The sequence below is a fragment of the Streptomyces mutomycini genome (genome assembly GCF_001700505.1).
In the GTDB taxonomy this organism is placed as follows: domain Bacteria; phylum Actinomycetota; class Actinomycetes; order Streptomycetales; family Streptomycetaceae; genus Streptomyces; species Streptomyces mutomycini.
Map to the genome: position 1 here is coordinate 1 of NZ_MAPV01000224.1, position 11936 is coordinate 11936.

Below are 11936 nucleotides of genomic sequence, written 5' to 3' on the forward strand. Positions count from 1 at the left end.
GGTCGAGGAAGTGGCGGACCGTGTCGCGGACCACGAGGTTGAAGGAGTCGGTGAGCGGGTTGCCCTTGTAGAAGTTCTGCACCAGCTTCATCGAGGAGCCGGGGAACATGATCTCGGTGGCGCCCACCTCGCCGCGCAGAATGCGCGGGTACGCCTGGAGGAACAGGCGGTTGAGGGTGACNNTGCTCGTCGGCGTCGACGCCGTCGACCGCCGGGGTGGTGCCGACCAGGTCGCCGTCGCGGTTCAGGAAACCGGCGTCGGCCAGGATGTTGAGCAGTGCCTCGTGCAGCCGCCGGAAGCGGTCGAGGATTCCGAGGCGGCCGCGCAGTTCCTCGGCGCCGTGCCGTTCGCCTGAGCGCCGGAAGGCTCCCATGCGCTGGTAGACGCCGAGCAGCATGGGCGCGGAGACGGCCTCCAGCTCCTCGTATCCGGTGAGGACGCGGCGGGCGGCCGGGGCGGCGGCACCGGTGCCGAGCCGTCCGGCCGCGGAGGCCAGGGCGGCCGGGTGGCCGCCGCCGAGGACCTCGCCGTCCAGGGCCGGGTCGTGGCCCATGGCCTCCAGGGCCCGGCGCCCGGCACGGATCGGCATGACCTGCGGCAGACCGCTGCCGAGGATGCGGTCGACGGCGGCGATGCCCGCGGCGGGGCTGAAGCCCTGGATGCCCAGCCCGGTGAAGATGTCTGCGAGTCCGGCCTGGGCGCCGGAGCCGACCATGCCCCAGTAGCCCTGGTTGACGACGGTCACCGGAAACGGCAGCCGGTCGCGCAGGAACAGCGCGTAGGCGTCCTCCGTGGCGGAGGCGCAGATGTAGGCGCCGTTGCCGGCGAAGCTGCCGAAGGAGCCGGCGGAGGAGAAGTAGACCAGGAAGTCGAGGTCCTGGCCCTCGACGGCGGCGGCGAGCGCGGCGGCGCCCTCGGTCTTGACCTGGGTCGCGGCGGTGAAGGTCTCCTCGTCGAGATCGGCGAGGGCATGGTTGTCGAACACCATCGCGGCGTGCACGACCCCGTGCAGGGCGCCGAAGCGGCGGTGCGCCTCGGCGACGGCGACGGCGAGGTCGGCGGTGGCGCAGGCGTCGCCGCGGACGTGGGCGACGTCGCCGCCGAGGGCGCGGATCCGCTCGGCGGCGGCGCGCTGTTCGGTGCCGAGCTCGCCGCGGCTGAACCACACCAGCCGGGCCCGGTGGCGCTCGGCGAGATGGCGGCTGAGTTCCTGGGCGATGCCGCCGGTGCCGCCGACGAGCAGGTAGACGCCGCCGTCCCTGAAGACGGTGCCGGACGCGGGGAGGGTGACGCGGCCGAGGCGGCGGACGTAGCGGGTCCCGCCGCGCAGGACGACGGTGCGGCCGGTGGCGTCGGCGGGCGCAGCCAGGATCGCGTCGGTCAGTGTGACGGTCGCGTCCTGGTCCGTGAGATCGGCGGAGGCGAAGTCGAGGGCGCCGACCTGGAGCTCGGGGCGCTCCTTGGCCACCACCTGGAGCAGGCCGTGCATGCCCGCGGCGAAGGGGTTGGCGGCGGTGCCGCCCGCGACCGGGTGGACGTCGCTGGTCACCACGAGGACGCGTGCGGCGCTGGTGGAGCGGACCAGACGGAACAGGGAGAGGGGGCCCGTGCGCAGCTGTTCGGCGGCCCGGCCGGCGCCCAGGCCCTCGGCGATTCCGGCGCAGGCGCCGCCGAGGTGGAGCACCAGGTCGGCGCCGGCGGCCTGTTCCAGCCAGGCGGACGGGGGAAGTTCGTCGATGCGGACCGACTCCACACGGCTCTCGGGGACACGGGCCGCGATTGCCTCGGCGAGCCAGGCGGAAGCCTCGGTCACCAGGGCGACGACGCGGCCCATGCGCGGGGCCGGTCCGGGGGCCGGGGTGTCCTCGCGCACCCACAAGGGACGGTAGAAGTCCGGGAGCTGCTCCACGGCGGCGTCGTCGGACCCGGTCGGCTGTGTGGGGGCGACACGGGCCGGGGGCTCGGGAATCCAGTAGCGCTTGCGGGCGAAGGGGTAGGTCGGCAGCTCGGTCCTGCGGGCCGCGGCGGGGGTGACGCGGTCCCAGTCGACGGCTGCGCCGGACAGCCAGTGTTCGGCCACCGCCGCCAGGTCCCGCCGGGTCAGAGCCGCCTCGAGGGCGTCGCCCTCGGCGCCGCCGAGGACGACCCGGGCCCGGGTGGCCCGGCCGGTGCCGATCCGGTCGTCGGCCGTGCCCTCGGCGTACGCCTCCAGCAGCGCGGCTGCCTCGGCGACCGAGCCGACGGCCAGGGCCAGCCGGAACTCGTGGTGAGTGCGGCCGGACTGAAGAGTGCGGGCGACGTCGGCGAGGCGGGTGGGGCCTGGCGCCGTGCGGGTGGTCACCCCAACACCGGCGCCGGCCCGGGTGCTTGCCGCGCCCGGCGCATCCGGGGCTCCCGAGGCATTGCCGGCCGACGCGTGGGCGCCTGCGCTCCCGGCGATCGTCTGCGCCATCGCGCCCAGCGTCCGTGCCGTGGTCACCGCCGCGGGCAGGGTGCCGCCCCGCTCCGCCGTCAGCGACGCCTCGAGGCGGGCGCGTTCGGGGACGCCGAAGCCGCAGTCGGCGAGGTCGGTGCCGAGGTCCAGGTACTCGACGGCCACGCCGACGGTTTCGGCGGCCACGCGCAGGCACAGCCGCTGGGCGTCGCCCAGGCCGTCCCGGCCCGCACCCGCGGGTTCCGCACCCGCGGCGTCGCGCAGGAACGTGGCGACGTCGGCGGCGTACGCGCGCAGCCGGTCCTGGCTCTTGGCGGACAGGACGAGGAGCTGGTCGGTGTCCGGGGCGACGGGTTCGGCCGGTGGTGTGCGGTGCTCCTCCACGACCAGGCAGGCGTTGGCGCCGCCGCCGCCGAAGGAGCTGACGACGGCGCGCAGCGGCACGTCGCCGTCGCGCGCCGCGGGCACCCAGGGCTGGAGGGTCTGCTGCACCTCGAAGGGCGTGGTGGCGAAGTCGATGCCGGGGTTGCGCCGGGCGGCGTTCAGCGAGGGCACCAGCGTGCGGTGGCGCAGCTGGAACAGCACCTTGGTCAGGCCCGCGACGCCGGCCGCCGACTCCAGGTGGCCGATGTTGGACTTCACCGAGCCGACGGCGACCGTCGGTCCCTCGGCCCGCTCCGCCGCGTCGATGCGACCGCCGAAGGCTTCCACGAGCCCGGCGATCTCGACGGGATCGCCGAGCGGGGTGCCCGTGCCGTGGGCTTCGACGTAGCCGACGGTTGCCGGGTCGGCCTGGGCGCGCTGCAGGGCGGCGCGGATCACCTCGGCCTGCGCGGCCGCGCTCGGCACGGTGTAACCGCCGGTCTTGCCGCCCGCGTTGATGGCGGATCCGCGGATCACGCCGAGGATGCGGTCGCCGTCGGCGATCGCATCCTCCAGTGGCCGCAGCAGTACGGCGCCCACGCCCTCGCCGTCGACGAACCCGTCGGCGTCCGCACCGAAGCTCCTGAGCCGGTCACCGTGCGAGATCATCCCGCGGTCGGCCAGCATGCGCAGATGCATGGGGTGCAGGATCAGGTTGACACCGCCGGCGATCGCGGCGTGGCACTCCCCCGACCTGATGCTCTCGCAGGCCAGGTGGATCGCGGTGAGCGAGGCCGAACAGGCGGTGTCGACGGCGAGGCTGGGGCCCGTGAAGTCGAAGGTGTAGGAGACCCGGTTGGCGATCGACCAGTGGTTGGAGTGCGCGTCGGTGCGGACACCGAGGGCGTTGGCCTCGCCGCCCATCCACTCGTAGTTGTTGTTCATGACACCGGCGAAGACGCCGACCGGGCCGCGGGCGGCCAGCTCGGCGGCGGGGTGGCCCGCGTCGTCCAGGACGGCTGCGGCGGTCTGCAGGAACAGCCGCTCCTGCGGGTCCATCGCCTCGGCGTCGGCCGGCGATATCTGGAAGAAGAGCGGGTCGAACTTGTCGACGTCGTCGATGAATCCGGCCCACTTGCTGTAACTGCCGCGCACCCCAGCCGGGTCGTGGTGGGCGTCGGCGTCCCAGCGGTCGGCGGGCACCTCGCGGATGCAGTGCCGTCCCGCGGCCAGGTTGTCCCACAGCTCGGCGGGCGTCCCGGCCAGCGGGTAACGGCCGGCGACGCCCACGATCGCCACGCCGTCGCTCGCCGGGGCCGGGGCGGAGGCCCGGGCCAGCAGGCTCAGCAGCAGCTTTCGCTTGTCGTCCACAAGTTGCTCTCTCTCACTGGTCTTCCGTCGGCCGCACGGGCCGGGTGTCGCCGCCCCGGAAGGGGATCAGGCCTGGCCGGTGTGGCGGGCGGCCGCGCGCTGGGCTCGCCGGGAGGTGCGCGGGGCCGGGGCGGTGCCGGCGCCGCCGGGGGCCGTGCCGGGGACGAGGCCCATCAGCTCGGCGAGGTTGTCCACGAAGGACCGGATGGTGGGGAACTCGACGAAGGAGGCGGCCGGGACCTCGAAGCCCAGCTCCTCGCCGAGCTTGGCGACCACCTCGATGAGCACCAGGGAGTCCAGGCCGAGGTCGAAGAGGTTGGTGTCGAGGACGGCCAGGTGCCGGCCGCCGAGGACCTTGCCGATCGCCTCCGCGGTGTAGTCCCGGATCAGTTCGACGTTGTGCTGCGGGTCGGCCGGATCGAAGCGGGCGATCAGCCGGTCCCCTGCCGGTGCCACCTCGGTCCGGGCGCTGTGGTCGCCGGGCTCCACCCAGTGCCGCCGTCGCTCGAAACGGTGGGTGGGCAGGGGCACCCGGCGGATGTCCCGGCCGGCGTGCACGGCGGCGAAGTCGAGGTCGGCGCCGAGCGCCCACTGCTCGGCGGCGACGGCGAGCAGGTGGGTGAGGCCGCCGGGTTCGCCGTCCGGTGTGGTGAGGTGGACCGTGTGCCGGCCGGTGCCGTCGAGCAGGGCGTCCAGCGAAGCCGTCGCGTCGGCGCGGGCGGTCCATACGGCGGGGTCGCGCCCCTCGTCCTCGGTCATCCAGCGGCCGGTGCGCGGTGACACGACGGGCAGCCGGGGCGGGGAGACGCGGTGGGGACCCGTACCGCGGGCCAGGGCGAGGGCCTCGGCGAGCGGGAGGGCCTCGGCGAGGGCGGCGGCGGTGGCGAGGCCCGTGCCGGTGGCGGCGAGGCCGGCCGGTGCGACGCCCCAGGCGGTGAGGGCGGCGGCGAGGGCGTATTCGTGGCAGCAGGCGGCGACCGCACCGTCCTCGGCGAGGAGGGCCTCGGCCTCGCCGGGGCGCTCGACGGCGGCGGCGCAGGCGTCGGCGGCGTCCCGGTAGGCGGGCACCGACGCGTACAGCTCGGCCGAGTCGGCCGGGTCGGCGCCGGTGCCGGTGCCGGTCAGGACGAACACGGGGGCGCTCGGCTCGCGCCCGGTCACCCCACGCCGGACGCGCTCCTCGTCGCCGAGGGCGAGCGCCATGGCGGCGGACCGGGTGCTGCCGGCGACCAGGGCCAGCCGGTGGGTGTGGGCGCGGCGGCCGAGGCCGAGGGTCTGGGCGACGGCGGCCGTGTCGAGGCCGGGGTTGGCCCGCAGATGGCGGGCGAGGGCGGTGGCGGCCTGTTCGAGGGCGTCCTCGGAGCGGGCGGAGAGGACCAGCAGCTCCGGCCGGCTCTCGTGCGGGGCCTGGCCGCGGGCCGGACCCTCCTGGAGGATCACATGGGCGTTCGTACCGCCGATGCCGAAGGAGCTGACGCCGGCGCGCAGCGGGCCCGTCCCGCTCCTCCACTCGGTCTTCTCGGTGTTGACGAAGAACGGGCCGGCGGCGAAGTCGATGTCCGGGTTGGGCTCGGTGAAGTGCAGGCTGGGCACAAGGGTGCGGTGCTCCAGCATCAGGGCGGTCTTGATCAGGCCCGCCATGCCGGCGGCCGTGTCCAGGTGCCCGATGTTGGTCTTCACCGAGCCGAGCGCGCAGTGTCCGGTACGGTCCGTGCCGTCGCGGAAGGCCTCGGTGAGCGCGGCGACCTCGATGGGGTCGCCGAGCGGAGTGCCGGTGCCGTGCGCCTCGACGTAGCCGATGGTCTCCGGGTCGACGTCGGCGACGTCCTGGGCGTCGGCCACGACGGCGGCCTGCCCGGAGATGCTGGGCGCGGTGTAACCGGTCTTGGCGGAGCCGTCGTTGTTGATGGCGGAGCCCTTGATGACGGCGTGGATCCAGTCGCCGTCTGCGAGGGCCTCCTTCAGCCGCTTGAGGACGACGGCTCCGGCGCCGCTGCCGATCACGGTGCCGCGGGCCTCTGCGTCGAAGGCGCGGCAGTGGCCGTCGGGCGAGAAGATCATGCCTTCCTGGTACTGGTAGCCCCGGTCCGGCGGGTTGAGGTGGACGGCCCCGACCAGGGCCATGTCGCACTCGCCGCCGAGCAGGGCGAGGCAGGCGGTGTGCACGGCGACCAGCGAGGTGGAGCAGGCGGTGTTGACGCTGATGCTCGGCCCGGTCAGGTTGAGCTTGTACGACACCCGGGTGGCGAGGAAGTCCTTGTCGTTGGCGAGCATCAGCCGGTAGTGGTCCACCGAGGACGCTGCCCGGTAGCGCTCACCCAGGTTGTGCAGCAGATAGGTGTTCATGCCGGCTCCGGCGTAGACGCCGATGGGGGCGTCGGTGCGCTCGGGGTCGTAGCCGGCCCGCTCCAGGGCCTCCAGGGCGCACTCCAGGAAGATCCGGTGCTGCGGATCGAGGATCTCGGCCTCGTCCTGGGTGAACTGGAACAGCCCGGAATCGAACAGGTCGGTGCCGGGGATGGTCTGGGCGGCCTTCACATAGCGCGGGTCGGCCAGCTGGGCGGCGGGCACACCGGCGGCGAGGAGTTCCTCGTCGGTGTACCGGGTCAGCGTCTCGCGTCCTTCGCTGAGGACGTCCCAGAAGCGGTCGACGGAGTCGGCGCCCGGGAAGCGGCAGGCCATGCCGATGATGGCGACGTCGGAGTCGGAAATCGTCATGTGCTTGTTCTCCTGCTCGGGTTTCAGCTCAGCCGTATGCCGAGGTCGTCGGCGACGGATCGCATGTCGAGAAAGCTGCGGGCGACGAAGCGGGCGGCGTCCTCGGAGGCGTCCATGCGCTGGAAGAGGTCGATGAGGCTGCGCTCGTGCTCGTCGCGGTCGCCCTCCCCCGCCGCGATCTCCTTGACGACCTTGCCGAGCCGGCCCTCCACGTCGGCGAGGTCGAGCGAGCGCGGGAACTTGATGCTGAAGGTGTTGCGGTCGTACGAGGCGTTGCGCTTGACGGACCGCACGTGGCTGGCCGCGTTGAGCTTGTAGAACATGCAGTCGAAGTTCGAGAACGAGTAGTAGTTCAGCAGCGGGAAGAGCGTGCAGTGGGTCTCCATCGGCGAGGACTCGTACAGGCCCTTGGCGCGCAGTTCCTCGACGATGCGGTCGGGATCGTACTCGTGCCGCATGGCGATGAACGGGAAGACGATCTTCGGCAGGTTCTCGTCGTCGTCGAAGAGGAGTTCCTCCAGCTGCCCGCCGAAGAGCGTGTCGACGAGCCGCTCGCCGAACGTCTTGTAGAAGTCGCGCACGATCTTCCGGACGTCGGACTCCATGGTGAGGATCTGCTGCGGGTCGGCGCACAGCGCGATGTAGGGGATCTTCCGCCGGTAGGCCATGAGGATCGCGCGCAGGACGAAGAAGGTGCGGCAGGAGACGCAGGGCAGCTTCTCGTCGAGGTACTTGCCGGGCTTCTTCGGCGCGGGACGGTTGAACACCTCGCGCATCATCAGCTTGATGTTGTCGTCGTCGGCGTCCAGGACGAACGTCGCGGGGATCTTCTCCCGGGCCAGCGCGATGTTCTGGGCGGCGTGCACGCTCTCGAAGGGCACGTCGAAGGTGAAGGCCAGCACCCGCTTGCCGTACTCGTTGACGAACTTGTCCAGCATGTACGTGCTGTCCTTGCCGCCGCTGTACATGAACAGGCAGTCGTACTCGCCGGTGCCGGGCGGCGCCTGCTGGAACTCGGTGAACACCTCACTGGTGTAGCGGTAGTTGACGAGCAGGTCCTCGGCGAAGTCCAGGTTGCACAGGTTGCACACCCCTTGGTCGTCGAGCACCACTCCCGGATGGACGGCCTTGAGTGAGCAGACCTGACAAGTGGACACGGAACCCCCTGGCGAGACGGACGGATCGGGCTGTGCGGTGGGTGCGGCGAAGTCGTGTGGGCCGGTCATGAGCGCCGCCCTCTGCGGTCGCGGCGGCGGGCCAGCGCCGCCGTGTCCCGGGAGCGCCGGGGCCGGGGCGCGGAGGGCTCGGCGGGGCGGCCGGCGTCGGCGACGTGGGCGGCCATCGCCCGTACGGTCGGATGGCCGAACATGTCGAGGCGGGTGACCTGGAGGCCGAGGCGCTCGCGCAGGGTCGCCACCACGGACGTCAGGCGCAGCGAATCGCCGCCCACGTCGAAGAAGTTGTCCTCGGCACCGACCCACTCCAGGCCGAGCGCCTGGCACCAGACCTCGGCGATGCGCCGCTCCAGGTCTGTGCGGACGGCGGCCGCGCCGCCGGCGACACGGACGACGTCCGGCTTGGGCAGGGCCTTGCGGTCGACCTTGCCGTTCGGAGTGAGCGGCAGCCGGGGCAGGACGACTAGGGCCGAGGGGACCATGTAGGCGGGCAGGCGCTCGCCCAGGGTGGATCGCAGCGCGGCGGTGTCCGGCGTGCCCGCCGGGCCGACCAGATAGCCGGCCAGGCGGCGTTCGCCGGGCCGGTCCTCGCGGACGACGGCGACGGCGGCGGTGACGCCGGGCAGCCGGCGCAGGGCGGACTCCACCTCGCCGAGTTCGATGCGGTAGCCGTTGAGCTTGAACTGGCCGTCGATCCGCTCCAGGTACTCCAGGCGGCCGTCGGGCAGGTGCCGTACCAGGTCGCCGGTGCGGTAGGCGCGGCCGGTGCCGTCGCCGGGGGCGGCGACGAAACGTTCGGCCGTCAGCTCGGGCCGGCCGAGGTAGCCGTCGGCGACGCCGTCGCCGGACAGGTACAGCTCCCCGGGGATGCCGGGCGGCACCGGTGTCCCGCGCTCGTCCAGGACGTGGCAGCGGGTGTTGCCGATGGGCCGGCCGATGGTGGCCGCCTCGCCGGGCAGCACCCGGTCCACGGTGGACCAGATGGTGGTCTCGGTCGGGCCGTACATGTTGTACAACGCGCCGACGCGGGGGGCGAGCCGGCCGGCCAGCTCGGCGGGCAGCGGTTCGCCGCCGCACAGCGCGCGCAGCGCCGGATCGCCGTTCCAGCCGGCGGCGAGCAGCATCTGCCAGGTGGTCGGGGTGGCTTGCAGGACCGTGGGCGCGGAGCGTTCCACGCGCTCGCGCAGGGCGACACCGTCGGCGGCTTCGGCGGCGGAGAGGATCTCCACGGTGCCGCCCCGCACCAGCGGCAGGTACAACTCCAGGACCGCGATGTCGAAGCACACGGTGGTCAGCGCGAGCAGCGAGTCCTCGGAGCCGAAGCCCGGCCTGCGGGCCATCGTCCACAGGAAGTTGACCAGCGCCCGGTGACCGACCTGGACGCCCTTGGGCAGGCCGGTGGAGCCGGAGGTGTAGATCACGTAGGCGGGCGTGTCCGGGTCGGAGCGGTCGAGCGGGGCCGCCGGCGGGCCTGCGGCGAGCGCGATGGCAGCCGGTACGGGGGTGACCGGGAACTCTGCCAGGGTGCTGCCCAGCGTCTCGTCGGTGACGACCAGTCGGGTGCCGGAGTCGTGCAGCATGTGGCCGATCCGGGCGGGCGGGTAGATCGGGTCGATCGGCACGTAGGCGGCGCCGGTGCGCAGGACGGCGAGCAGGCTGATCAGCAGTTCGGGCGAGCGCTCCAGGTAGACGCCGACGAGTGTGCCGGGGCCCGCGCCGAGGCCGGCGAGGTGCCGGGCCAGCCGGTCGGCGGCCTCGTCGAGTTCGCCGTAGCCGAGGACGCGGTCCTGGAAGCGGACGGCGACGGCGTCCGGTGCGGCGCAGGCGATGTCGGTGACCAGCCGGGTCACGGTCTCCTCGCGCGGGTACTCCTCGTCGGTGTCGTTCCACCGGCCGAGCAGCAGCTCCCGCTCCTCGGGAGCGAGCAGGTCGGCGGTGCCGAGCGGGCGGTGGGGGTCGGCGGCGAGGGTTGCGAGGAAGGCGGCGAAGTGCCCGGCGAGCCAGCGCTCGTGGTCCGCGGTCAGCCCGGCGCCCACGTGGAAGCCGACGGTTCCGTCGGCGTCGATGCGGACGGTCAGCGGCCGGTCACCCGGTTCGGCCGTGCCGCCCGGCAGTACGACGGCGACGGGCAGCCCGGTGCGGGCGGCGCCGGTCAGGTCCGGGTGCCGCAGGGGCACGTCACGCCGGTACGGCGTGCGCCCGGGAAGTTCGTCGAGTGCGGTGCCGATCAGCTCGGTGAGGCCGGGCAGGTTCAGGTCGAGCAGCCCTTCCGGGACGTGCAGGGGCACGTCGGGCGCCAGGATGCGGGAGGCGGCCGGGGAGTCCGCCCGCAGGACGGACACGGCGACGTGCCGCTCGTCGCCCCGGGTGAGCCGGGCGAGGAAGGCCAGGGCGGCGGCGAGGGCCGGCCGCCCGGGATCCGTTCCCCGCTCGCGCAGGGCCTCGGGCAGCGTGACCGGGCCCGCCGGGCGGGCCACCGGGTTCAGCGGGCCGAACCTCGGCGGGAGGACCGGCCGCAGCGACCGCAGGGTGCGCAGCCAGCGGCGTTCCTGGCGGTGGGCGGCGCGGGCGGCCTCCGCGAGCTCGGCGACGGCCGCGTCGGGCAGGTGCGGGAAGCCTGCGCCGAGCTCCCGGGCCAGGGCCAGGAGGTCGAGCCGCTCCCCGGACAGGGCGGCGACGTCGGTGAGGCGGACGTCCCGGTCGCCGGTGGCCACGGTGAGGGCGTCGGGGGCGGCGTCGACGACGGTGCCGGGCTCGGCGGTGGAGGCCCGGTCGGTGACCTCCACGCCGCGGACGGCCAGCAGGTCGTCGCCGCAGGCGAGCAGCGCCGTGCCGAAGTCGTTGCGGCGGCGCCCGAACGCGGTGGCCCGCACCAGTGCGTCAAGTTCGGCGGCGGGCAGGTGCCAGTCGAACACACCGCCCCGGGGCAGGCCGTCGTACCGGCCGTGGTAGGTACGCAGGCCCAGGTCCTGTGGCGTGCGGGTGGCCGTGCCGGCGGCCAGTTCGTCGACGAGTTCGGCGAAGGACTCGACGCCCGCCTCGAAGCAGGCGACATCGAGGTCGTGCACCGTGGCCGCCGGGTCGACGGGCACCGTGCGCTGCTTGAGCACGTCGCCGGTGTCGGCCTCCAGGTTCATCACGTGCCAGGTGACGCCGTGCTGCTTGTCGCCGTCGAGGATGGCCCAGCTGGTGACGAACAGACCCGCGTGCCTGGGCAGCGGACCGTCGTGGAAGTTGACGGGCAGCCGGTTGGGCAGGGCGAGCACCTCCGCCGGGAGCATCCGGAGGTTGGCGATGCTGAACAGGTAGTCGAAGCGCAGCGGGGCCAGGCGCTCGGCGAGGTCCGTGCCGAACGGTACGGCGGTCAGGTCCTCCCCCTCGGCCCAGTCGAGCAGCTCGGCGGAGGGGGAGACCACAGCGGCCACCGTGTGTCCGCGGGCCACGAGCAGCCTCGTGCACTCGACGAGGAGGGTCTCCTCGCCGATCACGACGCAGCTGAACGGCTCGGCAGTCATCGTCCGTCTCCTTCGGACTCTCCGCGCTGGGAGAGCAGTTCGGCCAGCAGCTCGTCGACGGCCGCGTCGGACAGGCCCGCGACCAGGCGCTCGGCGCCGTCGGCCGGGGCGGGTCCGGGCACTGCAGGGGTGGTGGGCTCAGGGGTGGGGACGGGGACATCGGGGATTCCGGGGCTGGGCGCCCCGGCGCCGAAGTGCCCGGCCAGCTGCCGGATGGTGATCCGCTCGAACAGCAGGCTCGCCGGCTGGGGACCGTAGACCGCCTCCAGGGCGCGGGTCACCTCCAGGACGACGAGCGAGTCCACACCGTAGTTCTCGAAGGTGAGGTCGGGGTCGAGCCGGCCGGGGGGCATCTCCAG

General features: G+C 73.7%; 5 protein-coding genes and 1 pseudogene. All 6 read right to left on the reverse strand.

The genetic code is table 11. From position 1 onward, the window contains the following. Positions 1–181 (reverse strand): hypothetical protein (locus BFF76_RS33385; RefSeq protein WP_208604884.1); only part of this gene is annotated, 181 nt, incomplete at both ends. Between the two features lie 2 nt (positions 182–183). Continuing rightward, positions 184–4169: pseudogene (locus BFF76_RS34760) on the reverse strand (SDR family oxidoreductase); the annotation flags it as partial. A 66-nt stretch (positions 4170–4235) separates the two neighbouring features. After that, positions 4236–6887 carry a type I polyketide synthase gene (locus BFF76_RS27305; protein ID WP_065849267.1) on the reverse strand — a complete coding sequence of 884 codons (2652 nt, stop codon included), beginning with the start codon at positions 6885–6887 and terminating at the stop codon, positions 4236–4238. 23 nt (positions 6888–6910) lie between these two features. After that, positions 6911–8044 (reverse strand): adenine nucleotide alpha hydrolase family protein, encoded by a 1134-nt coding sequence (locus BFF76_RS27310; protein WP_031095181.1) that lies wholly within the window; start codon positions 8042–8044, stop codon positions 6911–6913. A gap of 65 nt (positions 8045–8109) precedes the next feature. Next, positions 8110–11577, reverse strand: coding sequence for an amino acid adenylation domain-containing protein (locus tag BFF76_RS27315; RefSeq protein ID WP_065849268.1), 3468 nt, complete (start codon positions 11575–11577; stop codon positions 8110–8112). Then, a partial coding sequence (locus BFF76_RS27320) for an acyl carrier protein (protein WP_141695672.1) occupies positions 11574–11936 on the reverse strand: 363 nt, incomplete at its 5' end. The genes BFF76_RS27315 and BFF76_RS27320, both read right to left, overlap by 4 nt.